This is a genomic window from Pseudomonas sp. SORT22 (genome assembly GCF_018417635.1).
GTDB lineage: Bacteria > Pseudomonadota > Gammaproteobacteria > Pseudomonadales > Pseudomonadaceae > Aquipseudomonas.
Genome location: NZ_CP071007.1, coordinates 587,104 through 612,658 on the forward strand (window position 1 = coordinate 587,104; position 25,555 = coordinate 612,658).

The window sequence follows — 25,555 nt, forward strand, 5'->3', positions numbered from 1 at the left end:
AGGAGTAAAGACTATGCAACGTTACTCAGGCTTCGGCCTCTTCAAGCACTCGCTCAGCCACCACGAAAACTGGCAGCGCATGTGGCGCACGCCCACCCCGAAAAAAGTCTACGACGTGGTCATCGTCGGTGGTGGCGGGCATGGCCTGGCCACCGCCTACTACCTGGCCAAGGAACACGGCATCACCAACGTGGCAGTGGTCGAGAAGGGCTGGCTGGGAGGCGGCAACACCGCGCGCAACACCACCATCGTCCGCTCCAACTACCTGTGGGACGAGTCGGCGCACCTGTATGAACACGCGATGAAGCTCTGGGAAGGGCTGTCACAAGACATCAACTACAACGTGATGTTCTCCCAGCGCGGCGTCTACAACCTTTGCCACACCCTGCAGGACATGCGCGACTCCGAGCGTCGGGTCAGTGCCAACCGCCTCAATGGCGTCGACGGCGAGCTGCTCAATGCTCAACAAGTAGCTGAAGAAATCCCTTACCTGGACTGCTCGAAGAACACCCGCTACCCGATCATCGGCGCCACCGTGCAGCGCCGCGGTGGTGTTGCCCGCCACGACGCCGTTGCCTGGGGCTTTGCCCGCGCCGCCGACGCCCTGGGCGTCGACCTGATCCAGCAAACCGAAGTGATCGGTTTTCGCAAGGAAAACGGCGTGGTCATCGGCGTCGAGACCAACAAAGGCTTTATCGGCGCCAAGCGCGTCGGCGTGGTCACCGCCGGTAACTCCGGGCACATGGCCAAGCTCGCAGGTTTCCGCCTGCCGATCGAATCGCATCCGCTGCAAGCACTGGTGTCCGAGCCGCTCAAGCCGATCATCGACAGCGTGATCATGTCCAACGCCGTGCACGGCTACATCAGCCAGTCGGACAAGGGCGACCTGGTCATCGGCGCCGGCATCGACGGCTGGGTCGGTTACGGCCAGCGCGGTTCGTACCCGGTGATCGAGCACACCCTGCAGGCCATCGTCGAAATGTTCCCGATCCTCTCGCGGGTGCGCATGAACCGCCAGTGGGGCGGCATCGTCGATACCACCCCGGACGCCTGCCCGATCATCTCCAAGACCCCGGTGAAGAACATGTTCTTCAACTGCGGCTGGGGCACTGGCGGCTTCAAGGCCACCCCAGGCTCGGGCAACGTCTTTGCCGCAAGCCTGGCCAAGGGCGAAATGCACCCGCTGGCCAAACCCTTTTCCATCGACCGTTTCCACAACGGTGCACTGATCGACGAACACGGCGCCGCCGCTGTCGCCCACTAACAGGAGAAATCCCCATGTTGCATATCTTCTGTCCCCACTGCGGCGAGCTGCGCTCCGAAGAGGAGTTCCACGCCGCAGGTCAGGCGCACATTCCCCGGCCGCTGGACCCCAACGCCTGCTCCGACGAGGAGTGGGGCGACTACATGTTCTTTCGCGATAACCCCCGTGGCCTGCACCACGAGCTGTGGATTCACGCCGCTGGTTGCCGCCAGTACTTCAACGCCACGCGTGACACGCTGACCTACGAAATTCTCGAAACCTATCCGATCGGCGCCAAGCCGCAGGTCACCGGCAAGAACACCAGCCCGCAGTTGGCAGTCAGTGGTCAGGGAGAAAAGGTATGAGCCAGGTCTATCGCCTGTCCAACGGCGGTCGTATCGATCGCAGCAAAGTCTTGAACTTCACCTTCAACGGCCAGACCTACCAGGGCTTTGCCGGTGACACCCTGGCCGCTGCACTGCTGGCCAACGGCGTCGACATTGTCGGGCGCAGCTTCAAGTACTCGCGCCCGCGCGGGATCATCGCCGCAGGTAGCGAGGAGCCCAACGCCATCCTGCAGATCGGCGCCACCGAAGCCACCCAGGTGCCCAACGTGCGCGCCACCCAGCAGGCGCTGTACGCCGGCCTTGTGGCCACCAGCACCAACGGCTGGCCGAATGTGAACAACGACGTCATGGGCATCCTCGGCAAGGTCGGCGGCAAGCTGATGCCGCCGGGTTTCTACTACAAGACGTTCATGTACCCGCAGTCGTTCTGGATGACCTACGAGAAGTACATCCGCAAAGCCGCCGGCCTTGGCCGTGCGCCGCTGCAGAACGACCCGGACAGCTACGACTACATGAACCACCACTGCGACGTGCTGGTGGTCGGCGCCGGCCCCGCCGGCCTGGCCGCAGCCCTGGCGGCTGGCCGCAGCGGCGCGCGGGTGATCCTCGCCGATGAACAGGAAGAGTTTGGCGGCAGCCTGCTCGACAGCCGTGAAACCCTCGATGGTAAACCGGCCGCCGACTGGGTTGCGGCTGTGGTGGCCGAACTCAAGGCACTGCCGGAAGTCACCCTGTTGCCACGGGCCACGGTCAACGGCTACCACGATCACAACTTCCTCACCATTCACGAGCGCCTGACCGACCATCTGGGCGATCGCGCGCCGATCGGCCAGGTGCGCCAGCGCATGCACCGGGTACGCGCCAAGCGTGTGGTGCTGGCGACTGGCGCCCACGAGCGGCCTTTGGTGTACGGCAACAACGATGTGCCGGGCAACATGCTTGCCGGTGCGGTCTCGACCTACGTGCGCCGCTATGGCGTGGCGCCGGGGCGCAAGTTGGTACTGTCGACCAACAACGACCATGCCTACCGCGTGGCCCTGGACTGGCACGACGCCGGCCTGAACGTGGTCGCCGTCGCCGATGCCCGCCACAACCCGCGCGGTTCGTTGGTGGAAGAGGCGCGGGCCAAGGGCATTCGCATCCTCACCTCCAGCGCGGTGATCGAGACGCGCGGCAGCAAGCACGTGACTGCAGCCCGGGTTGCCGCCATCGACGTCAAGGCGCATAAGGTCAGCAGCCCCGGCGAGTGGCTGGATTGCGACCTGGTAGCCACCTCCGGCGGCTACAGCCCGGTGGTGCACCTGGCTTCGCACCTGGGCGGCAAACCGGTCTGGCGTGAAGACATTCTCGGTTTCGTACCCGGTGAAGCACCGCAAAAACGCGTGTGCGTGGGTGGCATCAACGGTGTGTTCGCCCTTGCCGACACCCTCGCCGATGGTTTTGAAGGCGGCGTGCGCGCCGCCACCGAAGCCGGTTTCAAGGCGGTGCTGGGGGTGATTCCGAAAGTCCTGGCACGCCAGGAGGAACCAACCGTGGCGCTGTTCCAGGTGCCCCACGACAAGAACACTGCACGGGCGCCGAAGCAGTTCGTCGACCAGCAGAACGACGTCACCGCCGCCGCCATCGAACTGGCTACCCGCGAAGGCTTCGAGTCGGTCGAGCACGTCAAGCGCTACACCGCGCTGGGCTTTGGTACCGATCAGGGCAAGCTGGGCAACATCAACGGCCTGGCGATTGCCGCCCGTTCGATGGGCATCACCATCCCGGAAATGGGCACCACCATGTTCCGCCCCAACTACACGCCGATCACCTTCGGCGCGGTGGCGGGCCGGCACTGCGGGCACCTGTTCGAGCCGGTACGCTTTACTGCCCTGCATGCCTGGCATGTGAAGAACGGCGCCGAATTCGAAGACGTCGGCCAGTGGAAGCGCCCCTGGTACTTCCCGCGCAACGGCGAGGACATTCATGCCGCCGTGGCTCGCGAGTGCAAGGCGGTGCGTGACAGCGTCGGCCTGCTCGACGCCTCGACCCTGGGCAAGATCGACATCCAGGGCCCGGACGCGCGCGAATTCCTCAACCGCATCTACACCAACGCCTGGACCAAGCTCGATGTTGGCAAGGCCCGCTACGGCCTCATGTGCAAAGAAGATGGCATGGTCTTCGACGACGGCGTCACCGCCTGTGTCGGCGACAACCACTTCATCATGACCACCACCACAGGTGGCGCGGCGCGGGTGCTGCAGTGGCTGGAGATCTACCAGCAGACCGAATGGCCGGACCTGAAAGTGTACTTCACCTCGGTCACCGACCACTGGGCGACCCTGACCCTGTCGGGCCCCAACAGCCGCAAGCTGCTCAGCGAAGTCAGCGATATCGACCTGGACAAGGACGCCTTCCCGTTCATGACCTGGAAGGAGGGCCTGGTCGGCGGTGTGCCGGCGCGGGTGTTCCGTATCTCGTTCACCGGCGAGCTGTCGTATGAAGTCAACGTCCAGGCCAACTACGCCATGGGCGTGCTGGAGAAGATCGTCGCTGCCGGCAAGCAATACAACCTGACCCCGTACGGTACCGAAACCATGCACGTACTGCGCGCCGAGAAGGGCTTCATCATCGTCGGCCAGGACACCGACGGCTCGATGACCCCGGACGACCTCAACATGGGCTGGTGTGTTGGCCGCACCAAGCCGTTTTCGTGGATCGGCTGGCGCGGGATGAACCGCGAAGACTGCGTGCGCGAGAACCGCAAGCAGCTGGTCGGGCTCAAGCCGGTCGACCCCAACAAGTGGCTGCCAGAAGGCGCGCAACTGGTGTTCGACCCGAAACAAGCGATCCCGATGGACATGGTCGGTCACGTCACCTCCAGCTACGCCAGCAACTCCCTGGGCTATTCGTTTGCCATGGGTGTGGTCAAGGGCGGGCTCAAACGCATCGGCGAACGGGTCTACTCGCCCCAGGCCGATGGCAGCGTGATCGAGGCCGAGATCTGCTCTTCGGTGTTCTTCGATCCGAAGGGTGAGCGGCAGAACATCTAACGCCGGCGTGATGTAGCTCCCACAGGGATCGCGTTACCAGGTCCACAGAATTCAAGGCAGGTGTGTAATGAGCACGATCAACGTCTACCAGCAACGCCCCGGCAACGACGCCAAGGCTGAAACTCCGCTGCACCACGCCGACCTGCCGAGCCTGATCGGCAAGGGTCGCAAAAACGCCGGGGTAACCCTGCGCGAGAAAAAACTCCTCGGCCACCTGACCCTGCGAGGCGATGGCAAGGACCCGGCCTTTGCCGGCGGTGTGTTCAAGGCCCTGGGCCTGGAACTGCCGGTGGCCCTGACCGTGGTCGCCAACGGCGAGATGTCGCTGCAGTGGCTGGGCCCGGATGAGTGGCTGCTGATCGTCCCCGGCGGAGAGGAATTTGCCGTCGAGCAAAAGCTGCGCGACGCCCTCGATGGCCTGCACATTCAGATCGTCAACGTCAGTGGCGGGCAAACCGTGCTGGAACTGAGCGGCCCCAACGTGCGCGACGTGCTGATGAAATCCACCAGCTACGATGTACATCCAAACAACTTTCCGGTGGGCAAGGCCGTCGGCACGGTGTTCGCCAAGTCGCAACTGGTGATCCGCCGCACCGGTGAAGAAACCTGGGAGCTGCTGATCCGCCGCAGTTTCTCCGACTACTGGTGGCTGTGGCTGCAGGACGCTTCCGCCGAATACGGCCTGAGCATTCAGGCTTAAGGAGCAATGCCATGAGTCGTGCACCGGACACCTGGATTCTCACCGCCGACTGCCCGAGCCTGCTCGGCACGGTCGACGCGGTGACGCGTTACCTGTTCGAGCAGCACTGCTACGTTACCGAGCACCACTCGTTCGATGACCGGCTGTCCGGGCGCTTTTTCATTCGCGTGGAATTCCGCCAGCCGGATGATTTCGACGAGGCCAGCTTTCGCGCAGGCCTGGCCGAGCGCGGCGCGGCGTTTGGCATGCTGTTCGAGCTGACCGCGCCCAAGCACCGACCGAAAGTGGTGATCATGGTCTCCAAGGCCGATCACTGTCTCAACGATCTGCTCTATCGCCAGCGCATCGGCCAGTTGAGCATGGACGTGGTGGCAGTGGTTTCCAACCATCCGGACCTAGAGCCCCTGGCCCACTGGCACCGCATTCCCTATTACCACTTCGCCCTCGACCCCCATGACAAACCGGCGCAGGAGCGCAAGGTGCTGCAGGTGATCGAAGAGTCCGGCGCCGAGCTGGTAATCCTTGCCCGCTACATGCAGGTGCTGTCGCCCGAGTTGTGCCGCAAGCTCGACGGCTGGGCGATCAACATCCATCACTCGCTGCTGCCCGGCTTCAAGGGCGCCAAGCCCTACCACCAGGCCTACAACAAGGGCGTGAAACTGGTCGGTGCCACCGCGCACTACATCAACAACGACCTCGACGAAGGGCCGATCATCGCCCAAGGCGTCGAGGCGGTGGACCACAGCCATTACCCCGAAGACCTGATCGCCAAGGGCCGTGATATCGAGTGCCTGACCCTGGCGCGGGCGGTGGGCTATCACATCGAGCGGCGGGTGTTCCTCAACGCCAACCGGACGGTAGTGCTCTGACGGCCGCCATCGCGGGGCAAGCCCGCTCCCACACCGGTAGGAGCGGGCTTGCCCCGCGATGAGGCCTTCAAGGCAAAAACAGATTCCAGTAACACAGCGCCGCCTACGGGCAGCGCACTTTGCACCGCTACATAACAACAAACTTTAGCGAGGTGAAAGCATGTCTGGTAATCGTGGTGTGGTGTATCTCGGCGCTGGCAAGGTCGAGGTGCAGAAGATTGACTACCCGAAAATGCAGGACCCGCGCGGTCGCAAGATCGAGCACGGGGTGATCCTGCGGGTGGTCTCCACCAATATCTGTGGCTCCGATCAGCACATGGTCCGTGGCCGTACCACGGCCCAGGTCGGCCTGGTGCTGGGCCATGAAATCACCGGCGAAGTCATCGAGAAGGGCAGGGACGTCGAAAACCTGCAGATCGGTGACCTGGTTTCGGTACCCTTCAACGTCGCCTGCGGCCGCTGCCGCTCGTGCAAAGAGCAGCACACCGGCGTCTGCCTCACCGTCAACCCGGCCCGTGCCGGTGGTGCCTACGGCTATGTCGACATGGGCGACTGGACCGGCGGCCAGGCCGAATATGTGCTGGTGCCTTACGCCGACTTCAACCTGCTGAAACTGCCGAACCGCGACAAGGCCATGGAGAAGATCCGCGATCTGACCTGCCTGTCGGACATCCTCCCTACCGGCTATCACGGCGCGGTGACGGCCGGGGTTGGCCCGGGCAGCTCGGTGTACATCGCCGGTGCCGGCCCGGTGGGCCTGGCTGCAGCGGCGTCGGCGCGCCTGCTGGGCGCTGCGGTGGTGATCGTCGGCGACGTCAACCCGGTGCGCCTGGCCCACGCCAAGGCCCAGGGTTTCGAAATTGCCGACCTGTCCCAGGACACCCCGCTGCACGAGCAGATCGCCAACCTGCTGGGCGAGCCGGAAGTCGACTGCGCGGTCGATGCCGTGGGCTTCGAAGCCCGGGGCCACGGCCATGCCGGTGCCAAGCACGAAGCGCCGGCCACCGTGCTCAACTCGCTGATGGGCGTGGTGCGGGTTGCCGGCAAGATCGGTATCCCTGGCCTGTACGTCACCGAAGACCCGGGCGCGGTGGATGCCGCGGCGAAGATCGGCAGCCTGAGCATCCGTTTTGGTCTTGGCTGGGCCAAGTCGCACAGCTTCCACACCGGGCAGACCCCGGTGATGAAATACAACCGCCAACTGATGCAGGCGATCATGTGGGACCGCATCAACATTGCCGAAGTGGTGGGTGTGCAGGTGATCAGCCTCGACCAGGCGCCTGAAGGCTATGGCGAGTTCGATGCCGGCGTGCCGAAGAAATTCGTCATCGACCCGCACAAGCTGTTCAGCGCTGCCTAAACACATCGCGGGGCAAGCCCGCTCCCACTGTGCCTGTGGGAGCGGGCTTGCCCCGCGATAGAGGTCTGTCAGTCACATCGCATCGCGGGGCAAGCCCGCTTCCACCGGTTACAAGGGAACAATCCCCCGCCCACAAGGTCGAAACCTCGTTTTCCCTGCCTTAACGGCTGACGAGGTATTTCGATGAAACGTTTCGCACTGGTCACCCTGGTGGCCCTGGCTGCCACTCCGGTATTCGCAGGCTTCAGCCTCAATGACGCGGCCAATGTCTACAACGCCGCCAAGGGCAACAGCGGCGATGCCGCGGTACAGGCCCCCGCTGCTTCGGCGAACCTGCTCAATACCCTCGGCAGCGAACTGAAAGTCACCCCCGAACAAGCCATCGGCGGCACCGGCGCATTGCTGGGCCTGGCCAAGAATCAGCTCAACAGCGGCGATTACGAGCAACTGAGCAAAGCCGTGCCCGGCCTTGACCTGCTTTCCGGCGAGAAGGCCCTGGGCGGTTTGAACGGTCTGGGCACGCTGCTGGGCAAGAGCGACAAGTCCTCGGCCCTGAGCAATGCCCTGGGTAATGTCAAAGACACCAATGACCTCAACAACGCCTTCAGCGCGCTGGGCATGGACACCGGCATGATCGGCCAGTTCGCGCCGTTGATCCTGCAGTACTTGGGCCAGCAAGGCGTCGGCGGCTCGCTGTTGCAGAGCCTGGGCAGCCTGTGGGGCACAGGGGCGGGCGTGCCTTCCGTGTAAGCCAGCTATTTGCGCGGGCGGGGCGGTGTGCTATATGTCCCGCCCCGTTTTACAAGGAAGTGTGATTCGCCATGTTCATGGACGCCCTGAAGATGTCTTTGCCTGCCGACGCCGTGCTCGGCTTTGTGGTCTACATGCTCGGCGCCGCCGTGCTGTTCGGCCTCTACGCATTCATCTACACCCGCCTGACCCCCTACAACGAATTGCGCTTGATCCGCGAAGGCAACAATGCCGCCGCCATTGCCCTGGCCGGTGCCTTGATCGGTTTTGCGATTCCGGTGGCCAGTGCCATTTCCCATTCGATTTCGCTGCTCGACTTCCTGCTCTGGGCGCTGATTGCCGCAGTGGTGCAGTTGCTGGCGTTCGTGGTGGTCAACCGCTGCGTCAAAGGCATGGCTGAACGGGTTGCCCGCCAGGAAACCGCCTCGGCCATTTTGCTGGCCGCCGTGTCCATTGGTATTGGCCTGCTCAACGCCGCCTGCATGACCCCCGCCGCCTGATCAGGGACGATCGACAATGAAACGCAGCAAAACCATTCGCCTGGTCGCCCTCGGCAGCCTGCCGCTGGTGCTGTCCGCCTGTGGCGACCGGCCGACCAAAATCATCAGCGAAACCAAGCGCTACCAGGACGTCGACTATTGCGTCATGGACGGCAAGCCGCGCCAGGTGTGCCAGCAAGCCTGGGTCGCCGCGCAGAACCACCATGCCGCCAACGTCCCGCGCTTTTTGACCGCCGAGGCCTGTGAGGCGGTCTATTTCAAGTGCGATTTTCGCCGTTACGCCAACAACTACGTGCCGCCGATGGAAGGCTTTGCCCTGACCACCGAACGCCAGGTGTACGCCGACGATGAGGACAACAGCAGCAGTTCGTCGACCAACAGCTCATCGTCGAGCGGCGGCTCCGGCGGCGGTCGTCGCTATTACGAGTACACCGACACCGATGCGCGCTATTCGACCGAGGCGATCTATCACGAGCGCGACGGGCGCAATGCGTTCAAGGTCAGCACCCTGACCGAGCAAGTGGCAAACCACAATTACTACGCCGGCCTGGACACCTCGCACCCGGCCTCGCAGCCGTTCAGCGAAGCCGCGCAGCATGCGGCGGCGAGTGGCGGCGGTAGCGCCGTTGCCGGCAGCGACCCGGCGCACGTGGGCAGCGCCCACCCGGCGATTATCCCCGTGGCCCAGTCAAACAAGCTGATCAGCTCGGCCCGGCCGTTCGCGGTGGGTACCCACAACGGTTTTGTCTCGCGTGCTTCGGGGCGTGGCGGCTTCGCTTCCTGAACGAGGTCAGCCGATGAAACGCAGCAGATCCCTGCGCCTGCTGGCCTTGGGTAGCCTGCCGCTGGTGCTCAGCGCCTGCGACAACCAGGTGGCAACAATCAAGCCGTATAGCGAGGTGCGTCACCATCAAGGGGTGCAGCAGTGCATTGGCAGTGGCACCCGCGCCGAAGCGTGCAACGAGGCGCGGGATGTCGCGCAGCAACTGCACTATGCCCACGCGCCGCGCTTTGACGACCTCAACGCCTGCCAGCTGCGCTTTGAGCACTGCCAGCAGGTCGAGGGCAACGGCTTTTTTCTGCCGGCCATGGACGGTTTCAACCTGACCACCGAGCGCCAGGTCTATGACGACGGGGTGCCGATCGACCAGGCGCACTGGACCAGCCTGCGCTATGTCGATGCCGCACCGCGTTACCTGGCGGAGCCTGTGTACCGGGCGCGCAAGGGCCGCGAGGCGTTTGTCAGCAGTGCATTGAGTGAACAGGGCAGAGCTGACGTGGCGCCTGCCCAATTGCGTGTTTTCGGCGGTAACAGCTATGGCTCGACGCGTTGGTTGACCCTGGATAGCAACGGGTTCAACAGCCGCTCGTCGCTACGCGGCTACAGCACCTGAGGATTGCAGATGAAGCGAATTTCCATCGCCCCGCGCCCGGACTGGCGCGCCACCGCCGAGCAGTTCGGCTTCAATTTCCACACCTTCGGCGACGAGCCCTACTGGGACGAGTCGGCCTATTACCAGTTCAGCCTGCGGCAGATCGAAGACGATCTTGAAGAGCCCACCCGCGAACTGCATGAGCTGTGCATGGCGCTGGTGGCCGAGGTGGTCGACAGTGAAGAGCTGCTCGAGCGCCTGGCGATCCCGGCACCGTACTTCGATTTGATCCGCCGCTCGTGGCGCGACGGCCACCCGCATTTCTACGGGCGCATGGACCTGTGTTACGACGGCAAGGGCCCGGCCAAGCTGCTGGAGGCCAACTACGACACGCCGACGTCACTCTACGAAGCCAGTTTCTTCCAGTACCTGTGGCTGGAGCAGCAGATGCAGCGCGGCATGCTGCCGGCCGACGCCGACCAGTTCAACAGCCTGGAAGACAAACTCACCCAGGTGATGGGTGCCAATACCTTTGCCACGCCGTTCTACTTTTCTTCGGTGAAAGACTCGATCGAAGACCGCGGCACCGTCGAATACCTGCGCGATATCGCCCTCGGCGCCGGGCTCGATGCGCGCCTGGTAGACATGGAAGACATCGGCCTGAGCCGCGGCGGGCGATTTGTCGATGATGTTGGCGCACCGATCCCGAGCCTGTTCAAACTCTACCCCTGGGAAGACATCTTCCATGACCCCTACGGCCCGGCGATCGCCACCAGCGGTACCTTGTTCGTCGAGCCGCCGTGGAAGGCGATCCTTTCCAACAAGGGCATGCTGGCGCTGCTGTGGGAACGCCACCAGGGCCACCCGAACCTGCTGCCGGCGTTCATCGAGCAAACCCCGGGCGCGCCCCTCGACAAGGGCTGGGTGCGCAAGCCGTTCTTCTCGCGCGAAGGCGCCAACATCGAGATCCACACCGCCAGCGGCAAGCGGGTGGTCGAAGATGGCCCGTATGGCGGCGGGCCGAGCATCATCCAGCAGTTCCAGGCGCTGCCGCGCTTTGGCGACAGCTACACGGTGATCGGCAGCTGGGTGGTCGGCGACCTGCCGGCGGGCATCGGCATTCGCGAAGACAACTCGCTGATCACCAAGGACAGCAGCCGCTTTCTGCCCCACGCGATCATCGACTGATCAGCGCAGCTCGGCGCGCAAGGCCTCGATGCGGGCGTCCTTGGCGTGCCAGAGCTGGTTGACCCAGTCCTGCACGGTCTGGCGAAACACCGGGTCGTTCTCGTAGTCGCCGCTCCACAGTGCCGGGTCCAGCTCATGTACCTGGATGTCGATGATCACCTTGGGCAAATTGCCGCTGAGCAGGTCCCAGAACCCAGGGGCCTTGTCGCCGGGGTAGACGATGGTGACATCCAGCAGGGCGTCGAGCTGTTCGCCCAGCGCCGCCAGCACGAAGGCCACGCCGCCGGCCTTGGGCTTGAGCAGATGCTTGAAGGGTGACTGTTGGGCGGCGCGCTTGGCCTCGGTGAACCGCGTGCCTTCGAGGTAGTTGACCACGGTCACCGGCTGGCGCTTGAACAGCTCGCAGGCGGCCTTGGTGATTTCCAGGTCCTGTCCCTTGAGCTCGGGGTGCTTGTCGAGGAAGGCCTTGCTGTAGCGCTTCATGAACGGGTAGTCCAGGGCCCACCAGGCCAGGCCCAGCAAAGGTACCCAGATCAGCTCCTTTTTCAGGAAGAACTTGAAGAACGGTATGCGCCGGTTGAGCACCTGGATCAGCGCCGGGATATCCACCCAGCTCTGGTGGTTGCTGACCGCCAGGTACGAGGTGTCGAGGCGCAGGTCGGCGGCGCCGCGCACGTCCCAGATGGTCGGGATGCACAGGCGGAAGATCAGTTTGTCGATTTCGGCCCAGGTTTCGGCGATCCACATCACCGCCCACGAGGCATAGTCGCGGTAACGGCCGGGCAGGACCAGTTTGAGCAGGGCAAAGACCATCAGCGGGCCGATCAGGACCAGGGTGTTGAGCAGCAACAGCAAGGTCACAAGAATGCCCGTCAGCAAGCGGCGCATAAGAAAGCTCTTATATTCAAGTAAGCGGTCGGCAATGATAAGCACCCGGTCGGCGTACGCCAAATGCTCCGATCTGCTCCCGCCGGACAAATGTTTCACATTGTGTTGAATAAGCTATTGGCGCGAACCTATCCTGCCTTCGCAGTCTAAACACTGTCTTATCTCAAGGAAGCGGATCCTGTGAAATCGGTACTTGCACTGCTGTCCCTGTTAGCCCTGCCGGCCCTGGCCGCCGAGCCGACCCTGTATGGCCGCTACGAATACATCAAACTGCCGGAAGTCGGTGGCCAGACCTTCAAGGCCAAGATGGACACCGGCGCGCTGACCGCTTCGCTGTCGGCCAAGGACATCGAAACCTTCACCCGTGACGGCGAAGAGTGGGTGCGCTTTCGGGTCGCCACCAAGGACGCCGACGGCAAGGTCTATGAACACAAGCTGGCGCGCATCAGCAAGATCAAGAACCGCGCCGATGAAGACGAAGACGGCGAGGGCGCCGAGATCAGCAAGCGCCCGGTGGTCGACCTGGAGCTGTGCCTGGGCGACGTGAAACGCACCGTCGAGGTCAACCTGACCGACCGCAGCAGTTTCAACTACCCGTTGCTGATCGGTGCCAAGGCGCTGCGCGAGTTCAAGGCGGCGGTAAACCCGGCGCGGCGCTTTACCGCAGACAAGCCGAGCTGCTGAGCAGCTCACTAGCTGCAAGCTTTAAGCGACAAGCTGCAAGAAAAAGCGGTTCAGTGTAACTTCACGCGATCCGCTTCTTCTTGAAGCTTGTCGCTTGAGGCTTGCCGCTCCAGATGCCCCACATTTTAATTGTCGAAGACGAAGCGGCCATCGCCGATACGCTGATTTTCGCCCTGCAAGGCGACGGTCACAGCACCGAGTGGGTGACCCTGGGCAGCGCCGCGCTGGAGCAGCAACGCCAGCGCCCGGCCGACCTGATCATCCTCGACATTGGCCTGCCGGACATCAGCGGTTTTGAAACCTGCCGGCAACTGCGCCGTTTCAGCGAGGTGCCGGTGATGTTCCTCAGCGCTCGCGATGGCGAAATCGATCGGGTGGTGGGCCTGGAAATCGGCGCCGACGATTACGTGGTCAAACCCTTCAGCCCTCGCGAAGTGGCGGCCCGGGTGCGGGCGATCCTCAAGCGCATGGCGCCGCGCGCGGAACCTGTGGTGAGCGCCGCCGAGCTGTTCCAGGTCGATACCCTGCGCATGCAGATCCACTACCGTGGCCAGGCCCTGAGCCTGACCCGCCACGAGTTTCGCCTGCTGCAAAGCCTGCTGGAGCAACCGGAGCGGGTGTTCAGCCGCGAGCAACTGCTCGATGCCGTCGGGGTCGCCGCCGATGCCGGCTACGAGCGCAGCATCGACAGCCATATCAAGAGCCTGCGCGCCAAGCTGCGTGCGGTGGCTGCCGACGCCGAGCCGATCCAGACCCACCGCGGCCTGGGCTACAGCTACAGCCCGAGCCATAGCTGATGCGCCTGGGGATCCGGATTTTCCTGGTGTACTTCCTGTTCGTCGGGCTGACCGGCTACTTCATCCTCAGCACTGTGCGCGAGCAGATCCGCCCCGGTGTGCGTCAGTCCACCGAAGAAACCCTGGTCGACACCGCCAACCTGCTGGCGGAAATCCTCCACGACGACGTCAAGGCCGGCACCCTTGGCCAGAGCCGTTTGCCGGTGCTGCTGCGCGCCTACGGCCAGCGCCAGCCCAAGGCCGATATCTGGGGCTTGTCGAAGAACCAGGTCAACCACCGCATCTATGTCACCGATGCCCAGGGCAAAGTGCTGCTCGACTCGGCCGGCGTGGCGGTAGGCGAGGACTATTCGCGCTGGAACGACGTCTACCTGACCCTGCGCGGCCAATACGGTGCACGCTCGACTCGCAGCAACCCGGACGATCCGGATTCGTCGGTGATGCACGTGGCGGCGCCGATCCTCGATGACGGCAAGATCATCGGCGTGATCACCGTGGCCAAGCCGAACAAATCGCTGCAACCCTATATCGACCGCTCCGAGCGGCGCCTGCTATACCTCGGCCTGGGCCTGATCGGCCTTGGCCTGCTGGTGGGCGCGGCATTGTCGTGGTGGCTGGCGCGCTCGCTGCGCCGCCTGACGCGCTACGCCCAGGCGGTCAGTGAAGGCGAGCGCACGGCGCTGCCGCATTATCGCGGGGGTGAGTTGTGGCAACTGGCGGCGGCGGTGGAGCGCATGCGCACCCAGCTTGAAGGCAAGGATTACGTCGAGCGCTATGTGCACACCCTGACCCACGAGCTGAAAAGCCCGTTGGCGGCGATTCGCGGCGCCAGCGAGCTGCTCCAGGGGCCGATGAGCGACGAACAGCGCCAGCGTTTTGCCGGCAATATCGAAAGCGAAAGCGCACGTATGCAGCAATTGATCGAACGCCTGCTCAACCTGGCTCAGGTCGAGCAGATGCAAGCGCTGGAAGAACAGCAACAGGTGCCGCTGGCAGCATTGGTCGACGAGTTGCTGCTGGCCCAGGGCGCGCGGATCGAAAGCGCCGAGCTGCAGGTGCGTCAGCGTCTGCCCGCGGCCGCGCGCCTGCTGTGTGACCCGTTCCTGATGCGCCAGGCCATCGCCAATCTGCTCGACAACGCCCTGGACTTCACCCCTCCAGGCGGTTTGCTGGTGTTCGAGCTGGAGCACGGCGATGGCCGCGTGGCCTTGAGCCTGTTCAACCAGGGCGAGTCGATTCCGGACTACGCCCTGGGCCGGCTCAGCGAGCGCTTCTATTCGCTGCCACGACCGTTCAGTGGGCGCAAGAGCACCGGCCTGGGGCTGAATTTCGTCGAAGAGGTGATGCAGCTGCATGGTGGCGCGCTGGAAGTGGCCAACGTCGAGGACGGCGTGCGCGTACGGTTGTGGCTGCCGGCCAAGCGCCTGGGCTGAAAACTTCACAGAGTCTGCACACAGGCTCCACATAAGTCCGCAAGGGCTCCATTTCGTTTGCGCAGACTCTGCCCATCGAAACCGGAGTCCTGTCCATGCACCGCAAACTGAGTTACAAACTGGCCGTGATCGGCTTTCTGATCGTATTGCTGCTGATCCCGTTGTTCATGATCGGCGGCTTGATCCAGGACCGTCAGTACCAACGCGATCGCGTGGTGCGCGACATTGCCGAAAGCTCAAGCTTCGCCCAGCAGATTACCGGGCCGATGCTGGTGGTGCCGTACCGCAAGATTGAACGGCGCTGGAAGACCGAAGAGGGCAAGAGCTTCCAGGAAATCAGCCAGGTCAACGGTCATTTGTATTTCCTCCCGGAAACCTTCGACCTCAACGCCAGCATCGACACCGAGCTGCGTTCGCGCGGTATCTACGAAGCGCGCCTGTTTCACGCCAATAGCCACATCAACGGCCATTTCGAGATCCCGGCCAACTGGGGCATTACCGAGGACTTCGAGGATTACCGCTTCGAACCTGCGTTCCTGGTCGTCGGTATCAGCGACATCCGCGGCATCGAAAAAGGCCTGCAACTGCAGCTCAACGACCAGCGCCTGGACTTTGCCGCCGGCACCAAGCTGGGCTGGATGAGTGGTGGTGTGCACGCACTGTTGCCCGGTGTCGATGGCAAGGTCGCCAGCGTGCTCAACTATGCCTTCGACCTCAGCCTGCAAGGCACCGAACAGCTGCAGGTGGTGCCGGTAGGGCGTAGCACCAGCGTGGCCATGGCCGCCAACTGGCCGCATCCGAGCTTTGACGGCAACTACCTGCCGGTCAGCCGCAAGATCGATGCCGGTGGTTTCTCGGCGCGCTGGCAGACCTCGTTCTTCTCCACCAACCTCGAAGACGCCCTGACCCAGTGCGTGGTCAATGACAAGTGCAATGCCTTCAACGGTCGCGCTTTCGGGGTCAGCTTCATCGACCCGGTGGACCAGTACCTCAAGAGCGAGCGGGCAATCAAATATGCGCTGCTGTTCATCGCCCTGACCTTTGCCGGCTTCTTCCTCTTCGAAGTGCTCAAGGGCCTGAGCGTGCACCCGATCCAGTACGGCCTGGTGGGCGTGGCCCTGGCGTTCTTCTACCTGCTGCTGTTGTCGTTGTCCGAACACCTGGGCTTTGCCATGGCCTATGCCTTGTCGGCGAGCGGTTGTGTGTTGCTGATCGGCTTCTACCTGTGCCACGTGCTGCACAGCGTGTTGCGCGGCATGGGCTTTGCCCTGGGCCTGGCGATGCTCTACGGCATGCTCTACGGTCTGCTGACGGCCGAGGATTACGCTTTGCTGATGGGTTCGCTGCTGCTGTTCGCGCTGCTGGGTGTGTTCATGGTCCTGACCCGTCGCCTGGACTGGTATGGGGTTGGCCAGGTGAAGCTGTCGTGAGCGGCTTGCGCGAGGAGAGGTATCTGGGGGCAGTGCTGGCGATGAAAATCGCCAGGCTGTTCGTGCGCTGGGAGGCAGAAGTCAGCATCGCGGGGCAAGCCCGCTCCTACCACGCACGTAGGAGCGGGCTTGCCCCGCGATAAGGCCGGCTCAGACAATCGAAGGGTCAGTCGCGCGCATCGATTCACGCAGGCAAACCTGCGCATACCACCCCGCCAGCTGCGGCTGTTGCTCACGCCAGCCGAAGTCGGGGAAGCGCAGGTCGAGGTAACCCAGGGCGCAGGCCACACCGATGGCGGCGATGTCGAAGCCTGAGGCAAGGTCGGCGAAATGCTGCTGCTCAAGGTTGCTCAGGCCACGACGAATCTTGTCCTGTTGCGCCTCGATCCAGCTGTCCCATTGCTTGTCCTTGGGCCGCAGGAAGGTTTCGTAACGGGTCAGCACCGCGGCATCCATGATCGCATCGGCCAGCGACGCCAGGGTCAGGCGATGCCAGCGCGGCCAGCCGTCACGGGGGATCAGCGGGTTGCCGACATGCTGCAGGTCGAGGTATTCGCAGATCACCCGGCTGTCGTGCAGCACGCTGCCGTCAGCCAGGCGCAGGGCCGGGATCTTGCCGGCCGGGTTGCCCTGGTTGAGCTCGGCCACCGGATCGACCGGGGTGAGGTTGACGGTCTGCAGCGCCACCCGGTCGGTTTGCCCGGTTTCGTGCAGCACCACCAGGACCTTGCGCACGAACGGCGAGGCCGGCGAATGGAACAGGGTCATGCTTGGTGCGGACATGTCGATCCCTCAGTTGCCTTGCAGGCTCGGTGGCAGGCAGACACCGGTACCGCCGATGCCGCAGTAGCCGTCGGGGTTCTTGGCCAGGTACTGCTGGTGGTAGGCCTCGGCAAAGTACACGGTCGGCGCCTGCTCGATTTCGGTGGTGATCTCGCCGAAACCGGCTTTGCTCAGTTCGGCCTGGTAGGCCTGCTTGCTGGCCAGTGCCTCGTCCAGTTGCTGGGGGCTGGTGCAGTAAATTACCGAGCGGTACTGGGTGCCGATGTCGTTGCCCTGGCGCATGCCCTGGGTCGGGTTGTGCAGTTCCCAGAACATCGCCAGCAGCTCTTGGTAGCTGACCTTGTCCTTGTCGAACACCACCAGCACCACTTCGGTGTGGCCGGTCAGGCCCGAGCAGACTTCTTCGTAGGTCGGGTTGGGGGTGAAACCGCCAGCATAGCCGACCACGGTGCTGACCACGCCTTCACGCTGCCAGAAGCGCCGCTCGGCCCCCCAGAAGCAGCCCAGGCCAAAGATTGCGAAGTCGATGGCGCCTTCGAAGAACGGGCCGAGCAGCGGGGTGTCCTTGAAGACAAAATGCTTCTCGGGCAGGGTCATCGGGGTTTCGCGGCCAGGCAAGGCCTGTTCGGCAGTGGGCAGGACGTTTTTGTTCACCAGAATCTCCGAGCGCAGGACCATGATCGTTCCTCTGCTGATTGGGGTAGGCAAGGCTGGTCCCATCGCGGGTCAAGCCCGCTCCCACTGTGGGAGCGGGCTTGACCCGCGATGGGACCCGAATGAACCTATATTGCCCGAGACAAACGCCGCTGTCAGGCGATAGGGCCACGCGGATAGCGTTTGAGTTTGGTGATCAGCTCGCTGCCCGGAATCGGCCGGTCGAACAGGTAGCCCTGGCCGACATCGCAGCGGTGGCGACGCAGGAAGGCCAGCTGCTCGGCGGTCTCGATGCCTTCGGCCACCACCTTGAGCTTGAGGTTGTGGGCCATGGCCACCACCGCCGAGGTAATCTCCATGTCGTCCTGGTTGTCGGGGATTTCGTGGATGAAGCTGCGATCGATCTTGATGATGTCGATCGGGAATTTCTTCAGGTAGCTCAACGACGAATAGCCGGTGCCAAAGTCGTCCATGGCCAGGGTCAGGCCCAGTTGCTTGAGCTGGTCCAGCTGGCGGTGAGTGTCTTCGGTGGCTTCCAGCAGCAGGCCCTCGGTCAGCTCCAGCTCCAGCAGGTGCGGGGGCAGGGCTTCTTCCTTGAGGATATTGGCGATCGAGGCGACCAGGTCCGGGTCGGAAAACTGCTTGGGCGAGAGGTTGATCGCCACCTGCAGGTTGCCCAGGCCCTCCAGGCGCAGCGTCTGGCTCATGCGGCAGGCCTGGCGGGCGATCCACTTGCCGATGGGGATGATCAGCCCGGTCTCTTCGGCGACGCTGATGAACTGGTCAGGGCGAATCATGCCCTTTTCCGGGTGGTTCCAGCGCAGCAGCGCTTCCAGGCCCAGCAGGCGGCCGCTGCGCAGGCACAGCTTGGGCTGGTAGAACACGTCCAGCTCGTTCTGGGTCAGGGCGCGGCGAAGGTTGTTCTCGACGAACAGCTTGTAGCTGGCCTCGGCATTGAGCGCTTCGGTGAACACCTGGACCTGGTGCTTGCCGTTGGCTTTGGCCTTGTGCAGGGCAAGGCCTGCGTTCTTCATCAGCGTCTGCGGGTCGCGCCCGTGCAGCGGCGCGCAGGCCAGGCCCACGGAGCCGGTGACGTTGATCAGCTGGTTGTCGACGAACATCGGTTTGTCGAGGGTGCGCAGCAGTTGCTGGGCCACCTGCTGGCCGCTTTCAAGGTCGGTGTCTTCGAGCAGCACGGCGAATTCGTTACTGGCAAAGCGCGCCAGACTGCCGCCGGGGCTCAGGCTGTTGCGCAGGCGCCGGGCCAGGCTGATCAGCAGCTTGTCGCCGGTCTGGTGGCCGAGGCTGTCGTTGATCCGCTTGAAGTTGTCGATGTCCACCAGCAGCAGGCTGATCGGACTGTCGCTGTCGCGGGCGAAGCGCTCGTCGAGGTTGCGGATGAACGCCGGGCGGTTGCCCAGGCTGGTCAGGTTGTCGGTGTAGGCCAAGCGCTCGATGCGCTGCTGGGCCAGCTTGCTCTGGGTGATGTCTTCGTAGATGCCGATATAGTGGGTCAGTTCGCGATTGTCGCCGAACACCTTGGAAATCGACAGCTGGCCCCAGTAGGGCTCGAGGTTCTTGCGCCGGCTCTTGAACTCGCCTTGCCAACTGTTGCCCATGGCCAGGCTCGACGGCGCGTCGAACAGCAGCTCGCTGAGGTTTTCCAGCGCCGGCAGCTCCGACAGGCGGTGGCCGTGGACTTCATCGGTGCTGTACTGGGTGATGGCGGTAAAGCTTGGGTTGACGTACTCGACCACACCGTCGCGGTTGACCAGCAAGAAGGCGTTGGCGCTTTGCTCGACGGCGCGCTGGAACAGGTGCAGGGCATTGGTCGCGGTGCGCCGGTTGTGGTTGTTGATGACCTGGGCGAACTGGTCGGCCAGCTCGCCAGCAAAGGCGATCTCATCGGTTTGCCAGGCCCGCGCCGAGCCGGTCTGCTCCAGGCACAGCACCCCGACCACCTGGCCATCGATGCGGATACTGGCATCGAGCATGGCGTTGATATCGCGTGGGCGCAGGCTCTCGGCCATGTCGCGGGTGCGCGGGTCGTGGGTGGCGTTGTGGGCGTCGATGGCGCGGCTGGTGTGCAGCGCTTCAAGGTAGTCGGGAAAACGGCTGGCGTCGATGGGCTCGGGCAGGCGGTATTCCTGGGTCGAACGGTAGAACGCCGAAATCGGCTGCAGTTGCTGCTCTTCCAGGTACCAGATGCTTGCGCAGTCGATCTTGTAGATCTCGCAGGCACTGCGGGTGATCAGCTCGGCGGCTTCGAGCAGCGAGTTGCTGGCGCTGTAGCGATGGCGCGCCAGGTGCAGGATCAGGTCCTGCTGGGCGCGCACCCGCTCCAGGTGCTCGAGCTGTTCCTGCTGGGCGCGCTGGTTGAGTTGCAGGGCGATCTGCAGGCGACTGTTGCGGGTCTCGAGGTCGGCGGCCGACAGGTCCGGGGTATCTCCCGGCTGGCTGTCGAGGACCATCAGGTAACCGCGCAGCAGCTGGCGGTTGTGCTGCTTGTAGGCTTCGCCCAGCTCCAGCAGGTGCAGCGGGCCCTGGCCGGTGTGCAGGGTGTAGCGCACCAGGTAATGCGGGCGCTGGGCCAGTTGCAGCTGGATGGCGTCGTGCAGTTTGTAGCGCGCTTCGGGCTCCATCAGGCTGGCGTAGGGCGAGCCGACCAGGGCGCAGAGTTCGACGGCGGCCAGGCCAAATTGCCGTTCGCAACCAGGGTCCAGATAGAGCAGCGCCCAGCTCGCCTCGTTCAGCCGCTCGAAACGCAGCATCCCGAGCCGCGAGGGCACGGGCAACTGCGTCACGACCTCGGCCACCATACGGCTGGCGGCATCAGGTTGGCTTTTCATCGAGAGCTCGCTTCAAGAAGGCTGTTCGCGCAAATAGAGCAATCTGCTACTACGCGTGTCGGCAAGGTTGCATCATGCGCTTGAGGCTGACAAGCGATACAGAGACCTCCGTACTAACTGTGTCGGCATTGGCGTAGGAATCTTAAGTCGGACACAGCGCATCGCGGGCTCAGCCCACTTCCACAGGACCTTTCCAGCAGATAAAAAAAGCCCCGCCAAAATGACGGGGTTGAGGTACGAGCGTGGCAGCTCGAAAAGGGAGCCTGTCTCCCCGGCAGGGGAGACAGGAAACAGCAATTACAACAGCATGGTGCGGATGTCGGTCAGCAGGTCGCCCAGGCGCTTGGTGAAGCGCGCAGCAGCAGCACCGTTGATCACGCGGTGATCGTAGGACAGCGACAGCGGCAGCATCAGCTTCGGCTGGAAGGCTTTGCCGTCCCAGACTGGCTGGATGGTTGCCTTGGAGACACCGAGGATCGCCACTTCCGGCGCGTTGACGATCGGCGTGAAGCCGGTGCCGCCAATGTGGCCGAGGCTGGAAATGGTGAAGCAGGCGCCTTGCATGTCGTCGGCCGAAAGCTTCTTGGTCCGGGCTTTTTCTGCCAGGGCCGCCGCTTCGCCAGCCAGTTGCAGCAGGCTCTTCTGGTCGACGTTCTTGATCACAGGGACCAGCAGGCCGTCCGGGGTATCCACCGCGAAGCCGACGTTGACGTACTTCTTGCGGATGATCGCCTTGCCGCTCGGGGCCAGCGAGCTGTTGAAGTCCGGCAGTTCCTTGAGCAGGTGCGCGCACGCCTTGAGCAGCAGTGGCAGCACGGTCAGCTTGACGCCAGCCTTCTCGGCCACGGCCTTCTGGGCTACGCGGAAAGCTTCCAGCTCGGTGATGTCGGCGCTGTCGAACTGGGTCACGTGCGGCACGTTCAGCCAGCTGCGGTGCAGGTTGGTGGCGCCAACTTGCATCAGGCGGGTCATCGGCACTTCTTCGATTTCGCCGAAGCGGCTGAAATCGACTTCCGGGATCGGCGGGATGCCAGCACCACCGGTGGCACCGGCGGCTGGAGCTTCCTTGGCCTTCTGCATCATGGCCTTGACGTAAACCTGCACGTCCTCCTTGAGCACACGACCGTGCGGGCCGCTGGCGGCAACCGCGCTCAGTTCGACGCCGAACTCACGGGCCAGCTGACGCACGGCAGGGCCGGCGTGAACCTTGGCACCGCTTGGTGCAGGGGCAGCGGCAGGCGCCGCTGCGGCCTCGGCTTTGGCAGCCGGAGCAGGTGCAGCAGCAGGTGCGGCTTCAGCCTTGGCGGCCGGGGCAGCAGCGGCAGGCGCTGGCGCCGGGGCAGCAGCGCCCTGGACCTTGAGCTTGAGGATGAAGTCGCCAGTGCCGACTTCGTCTTCAAGCTTGACGCCGATGCTTTCCACCACGCCGGCAGCCGGCGACGGGATTTCCATCGAGGCTTTGTCCGATTCCAGGGTGATCAGCGACTGGTCGGCTTCGACGCTGTCGCCGACCTTGACCAGCAGCTCGATGATCTTGGCCTTGCCCGAGGAGCCGATGTCCGGAACATGAATGTCCTGGACGGTTGCGGCAGCCGGTGCTGCGGCCGGGGCCGCCGGGGCCTGGGCAGCAGCAGGTTTTTCTTCGCCAGCAGGCGCTGCGGCAGGGGCGGCAGCCGCCGGGGCCGCAGCAGCGGCGCCCTCGACTTCCAGCTCCAGCAGTTCGTCGCCTTCTTTCAGACGGTCGCCCAGCTTGACCTTCAGGCTCTTGACCACGCCGGCCTTGGGAGCAGGGATTTCCATGCTCGCCTTGTCCGATTCCAGGGTCAGGATGCTCTGGTCGGCTTCGATACGGTCGCCAACTTTGACGAACAGCTCGATGACTTCACCTTCACCGCTGCCGATGTCAGGTACGCGAATGAGTTCGCTCACTTAAAAATACTCCTCAGCAGTCCAGTGGGTTGCGTTTGTCCGGGTCGATGCCGAACTTGGTGATGGCTTCAGCCACGACCTTCGGTTCGATATCGCCACGGTCAGCCAAGGCTTCCAGGGCAGCCAGCACCACGAAGTGGCGGTCGACTTCGAAGAAGTGACGCAGCTTCTTGCGGCTGTCGCTGCGACCGAAGCCATCGGTACCCAGGACTTTGAACTCTTTGCTCGGAACCCACTGGCGAATCTGCTCGGCGAACAGCTTCATGTAGTCGGTGGAGGCAATGACCGGGCCCTTACGGCCAGCCAGGCACTCTTCGACGTAGGTAACCTGAGGTTTCTGACCAGGCTTGAGGCGGTTGCTGCGCTCTACGGCCAGGCCGTCGCGACGCAGTTCGTTGAAGCTGGTAACGCTCCAGACGTCGGCGCCAACGTTGAACTCTTCACGCAGGATCTTCGCCGCTTCGCGAACTTCACGCAGGATGGTGCCGGAGCCCAGCAACTGAACGTGGTGCGCCGCTTCGCGGGTGTCTTCCTCGAGCAGGTACATGCCCTTGATGATGCCTTCCTCGACACCGGCCGGGATGGCTGGCTGCTGGTAGGACTCGTTCATCACGGTGATGTAGTAGAAGACGTCCTGTTGCTCTTCGGTCATCTTCTTCATGCCGTCCTGGATGATCACCGCCAGCTCGTAGCCGTAGGTCGGATCATAGGTGCGGCAGTTCGGGATGGTCGCGGCCAGCATGTGGCTGTGACCGTCTTCGTGCTGCAGGCCTTCACCGTTGAGGGTGGTACGGCCGGCGGTACCGCCGATCAGGAAGCCACGGGTGCGGCTGTCGCCAGCGGCCCAGGCCAGGTCGCCGATACGCTGGAAGCCGAACATCGAGTAGAAGATGTAGAACGGCAGCATCGGCTGGTTGTGGTTCGAGTACGAAGTACCGGCAGCGATGAAGGAGGACATGGCGCCTGCTTCGTTGATGCCTTCTTCGAGGATCTGGCCCTTTTTGTCTTCGCGGTAGAACATCACCTGGTCTTTATCGACTGGCTCGTAGAGCTGGCCGACGGACGAGTAGATGCCCAGCTGGCGGAACATGCCTTCCATACCGAAGGTACGGGCTTCGTCCGGGATGATCGGGACGATGCGCTGGCCGATTTCCTTGTCCTTGACCAGTTGCGCGAGGATCCGCACGAAGGCCATGGTGGTGGAAATTTCACGGTCGCCCGAGCCGTCGAGGATCGCCTTCAGGGTTTCCAGTGGCGGGGTCGGGATGCTGAAGCTCTTGGCGCGGCGCTGCGGCACGAAGCCACCCAGGGCGCTGCGGCGCTCGGCCAGGTAACGGGCTTCGGCGCTGCCTTCTTCAGGCTTGAAGAACGGCAGGTTTTCCAGCTCTTCGTCCTTGACCGGGATGTCGAAACGATCGCGGAAGTGACGCAGGCTGTCGACGTCGACCTTCTTGGTGTTGTGCGCGGTGTTCTTGGCTTCGCCAGCACCGGTGCCGTAACCCTTGATGGTCTTGGCCAGGATGACGGTCGGTTGCTCTTTGTGGTTGACCGCCTGGTGGTAGGCCGCATAGACCTTGTACGGGTCGTGGCCGCCACGGTTGAGCTTCCAGATCTCGTCGTCGGACAGGTCGGCGACCATGGCCTTGAGTTCTGGGGTGTTGAAGAAGTGCTCACGGACGAACGCGCCGTCCTTGGCCTTGTAGTTCTGGTACTCGCCGTCGATGACTTCGTCCATGCGACGCTGCAGGATACCGTCGACGTCCTTGGCCAGCAGTGGGTCCCAGAAACGGCCCCAGACCACTTTGTTGACGTTCCAGCCACCACCACGGAACACGCCTTCGAGTTCCTGGATGATCTTGCCGTTGCCGCGAACCGGGCCGTCGAGGCGCTGCAGGTTGCAGTTGATGACGAAGATCAGGTTGTCGAGCTTCTCGCGGCCAGCCAGCGAGATTGCGCCCAGGGATTCCGGCTCGTCGCACTCGCCGTCGCCCATGAAGCACCAGACTTTCTGCTTGCCTGCAGGGATGTAGCCGCGGCTTTCCAGGTACTTCATGAAGCGTGCCTGGTAGATCGCCTGGATCGGGCCCAGACCCATGGAAACGGTCGGGAACTGCCAGAAGTCAGGCATCAGCCATGGGTGCGGGTACGAAGACAGGCCCTTGCCATCGACTTCCTGGCGGAAGTTGTTCATCTGGTCTTCGCTGATGCGGCCTTCCATGAAGGCGCGGGCGTAGACGCCAGGCGAGGCGTGGCCCTGGAAGAAGATCAGGTCGCCGCCGTGTTCTTCGGTCGGAGCCTGGAAGAAGTAGTTGAAGCCGATGTCGTACAGGGTGGCACTGGAGGCGAAGCTCGAAATGTGGCCGCCCAGGTCCGAGTCTTTCAGGTTGGTGCGCATCACCATGGCCAGCGCGTTCCAACGGACCAACGAGCGAATGCGGCGTTCCATGAACAGGTCGCCAGGCATGCGTGCTTCGTGGGTAACGGGGATGGTGTTGCGGTATGGCGTGGTGATGGCATATGGCAGCTGAGAGCCACTACGGGTGGCCAGCTCGCCCATACGGGTCATCAGGTAGTGAGCGCGGTCTTCGCCTTCTTTGTCGAGAACCGACTCCAGGGCGTCCAGCCATTCCTGGGTTTCGACGGGATCGAGGTCTTGCATGGCTTGCTCCAGGGCGGAAAGGCTTCCAGAATCGGTTGCCTGAGTTTGCGACTGGCCTTTTGGGCAGACGACATAAAATTCTTGGAT

Annotated in this window: 21 protein-coding genes; 15 read left to right on the forward strand and 6 right to left on the reverse strand. The window is 63.3% G+C overall.

Annotated elements, in window-relative coordinates:
- Positions 1-13: 13 nt before the first annotated feature.
- The 11 genes from JYG36_RS02745 to JYG36_RS02795 all read left to right on the forward strand — a co-directional run bounded on the left by JYG36_RS02745 (position 14) and on the right by JYG36_RS02795 (position 11,362).
- The gene (locus tag JYG36_RS02745; protein ID WP_038998326.1) at positions 14-1,264 is read left to right on the forward strand and encodes a sarcosine oxidase subunit beta family protein; all 1,251 of its coding nucleotides are present in this window, start codon (positions 14-16) and stop codon (positions 1,262-1,264) included.
- Between the two features lie 14 nt (positions 1,265-1,278).
- Complete coding sequence (locus tag JYG36_RS02750; protein ID WP_045199126.1) at positions 1,279-1,608, forward strand: sarcosine oxidase subunit delta; 330 nt, start codon at positions 1,279-1,281, stop codon at positions 1,606-1,608.
- Complete coding sequence (locus JYG36_RS02755; protein WP_213603043.1) at positions 1,605-4,622, forward strand: sarcosine oxidase subunit alpha; 3,018 nt, start codon at positions 1,605-1,607, stop codon at positions 4,620-4,622. The genes JYG36_RS02750 and JYG36_RS02755 overlap by 4 nt, the downstream gene beginning before the upstream one ends.
- Before the next feature lie 67 nt (positions 4,623-4,689).
- Entirely contained in the window at positions 4,690-5,322 is a 633-nt protein-coding gene (locus JYG36_RS02760) for a sarcosine oxidase subunit gamma (protein WP_213603045.1), read from the forward strand.
- An 11-nt stretch (positions 5,323-5,333) separates the two neighbouring features.
- Entirely contained in the window at positions 5,334-6,191 is an 858-nt protein-coding gene (purU, locus tag JYG36_RS02765; RefSeq protein WP_093378767.1) for a formyltetrahydrofolate deformylase, read from the forward strand.
- 160 nt (positions 6,192-6,351) lie between these two features.
- A complete protein-coding gene (gene fdhA / locus JYG36_RS02770) occupies positions 6,352-7,551 on the forward strand; it encodes a formaldehyde dehydrogenase, glutathione-independent (protein ID WP_045199135.1) in 1,200 nt (399 codons plus the stop codon).
- 183 nt (positions 7,552-7,734) lie between these two features.
- Positions 7,735-8,301 carry a DUF2780 domain-containing protein gene (locus JYG36_RS02775; RefSeq protein WP_045199137.1) on the forward strand — a complete coding sequence of 189 codons (567 nt, stop codon included), beginning with the start codon at positions 7,735-7,737 and terminating at the stop codon, positions 8,299-8,301.
- 71 nt (positions 8,302-8,372) lie between these two features.
- The gene (locus JYG36_RS02780) at positions 8,373-8,801 is read left to right on the forward strand and encodes a DUF350 domain-containing protein (protein ID WP_093378770.1); all 429 of its coding nucleotides are present in this window, start codon (positions 8,373-8,375) and stop codon (positions 8,799-8,801) included.
- 16 nt (positions 8,802-8,817) lie between these two features.
- Positions 8,818-9,585 carry a DUF1190 domain-containing protein gene (locus JYG36_RS02785; protein ID WP_195885191.1) on the forward strand — a complete coding sequence of 256 codons (768 nt, stop codon included), beginning with the start codon at positions 8,818-8,820 and terminating at the stop codon, positions 9,583-9,585.
- A 13-nt stretch (positions 9,586-9,598) separates the two neighbouring features.
- On the forward strand, positions 9,599-10,195 hold the full coding sequence (locus tag JYG36_RS02790) for a DUF1190 domain-containing protein (protein WP_213603047.1): 597 nt from the start codon (positions 9,599-9,601) through the stop codon (positions 10,193-10,195).
- 9 nt (positions 10,196-10,204) lie between these two features.
- Complete coding sequence (locus tag JYG36_RS02795) at positions 10,205-11,362, forward strand: glutathionylspermidine synthase family protein (RefSeq protein ID WP_093378777.1); 1,158 nt, start codon at positions 10,205-10,207, stop codon at positions 11,360-11,362.
- Here JYG36_RS02795 and yihG read toward each other — a convergent pair whose 3' ends face one another.
- A complete protein-coding gene (gene yihG, locus JYG36_RS02800; RefSeq protein ID WP_045199146.1) occupies positions 11,363-12,250 on the reverse strand; it encodes a 1-acylglycerol-3-phosphate O-acyltransferase, YihG family in 888 nt (295 codons plus the stop codon).
- A gap of 180 nt (positions 12,251-12,430) precedes the next feature.
- On the opposite strand from yihG, the gene rloA2 reads away from it, so the two are divergent.
- The 4 genes from rloA2 (at position 12,431) to creD (ending at position 16,594) form a co-directional block, all read left to right on the forward strand.
- Positions 12,431-12,934, forward strand: a complete 504-nt coding sequence (gene rloA2, locus JYG36_RS02805) for a retropepsin-like aspartic peptidase RloA2 (RefSeq protein WP_093378784.1) — start codon at positions 12,431-12,433, stop codon at positions 12,932-12,934.
- A gap of 113 nt (positions 12,935-13,047) precedes the next feature.
- Positions 13,048-13,731: a two-component system response regulator CreB gene (gene creB / locus JYG36_RS02810; protein WP_045199148.1), complete on the forward strand. Its 684-nt coding sequence runs from the start codon at positions 13,048-13,050 to the stop codon at positions 13,729-13,731.
- Positions 13,731-15,164, forward strand: coding sequence for a two-component system sensor histidine kinase CreC (gene creC, locus JYG36_RS02815; protein WP_093378787.1), 1,434 nt, complete (start codon positions 13,731-13,733; stop codon positions 15,162-15,164). The genes creB and creC overlap by 1 nt, the downstream gene beginning before the upstream one ends.
- Before the next feature lie 95 nt (positions 15,165-15,259).
- A complete protein-coding gene (creD, locus tag JYG36_RS02820; protein ID WP_045199151.1) occupies positions 15,260-16,594 on the forward strand; it encodes a cell envelope integrity protein CreD in 1,335 nt (444 codons plus the stop codon).
- Positions 16,595-16,744: 150 nt separating this feature from the next.
- Here the strand turns inward: creD and JYG36_RS02825 are convergent, their stop codons facing one another.
- From JYG36_RS02825 to aceE, 5 genes are all read right to left on the reverse strand, one after another.
- The gene (locus tag JYG36_RS02825; RefSeq protein ID WP_045199153.1) at positions 16,745-17,377 is read right to left on the reverse strand and encodes a glutathione S-transferase; all 633 of its coding nucleotides are present in this window, start codon (positions 17,375-17,377) and stop codon (positions 16,745-16,747) included.
- Positions 17,378-17,386: 9 nt separating this feature from the next.
- Positions 17,387-18,055 carry a peptide-methionine (S)-S-oxide reductase MsrA gene (msrA, locus tag JYG36_RS02830; protein WP_093378790.1) on the reverse strand — a complete coding sequence of 223 codons (669 nt, stop codon included), beginning with the start codon at positions 18,053-18,055 and terminating at the stop codon, positions 17,387-17,389.
- A 131-nt stretch (positions 18,056-18,186) separates the two neighbouring features.
- The gene (locus JYG36_RS02835) at positions 18,187-20,880 is read right to left on the reverse strand and encodes a putative bifunctional diguanylate cyclase/phosphodiesterase (RefSeq protein WP_045199157.1); all 2,694 of its coding nucleotides are present in this window, start codon (positions 20,878-20,880) and stop codon (positions 18,187-18,189) included.
- A 297-nt stretch (positions 20,881-21,177) separates the two neighbouring features.
- Positions 21,178-22,809: a dihydrolipoyllysine-residue acetyltransferase gene (gene aceF / locus JYG36_RS02840; protein ID WP_213603049.1), complete on the reverse strand. Its 1,632-nt coding sequence runs from the start codon at positions 22,807-22,809 to the stop codon at positions 21,178-21,180.
- Between the two features lie 13 nt (positions 22,810-22,822).
- The gene (gene aceE / locus JYG36_RS02845; protein ID WP_045199161.1) at positions 22,823-25,468 is read right to left on the reverse strand and encodes a pyruvate dehydrogenase (acetyl-transferring), homodimeric type; all 2,646 of its coding nucleotides are present in this window, start codon (positions 25,466-25,468) and stop codon (positions 22,823-22,825) included.
- Positions 25,469-25,555: the final 87 nt, after the last annotated feature.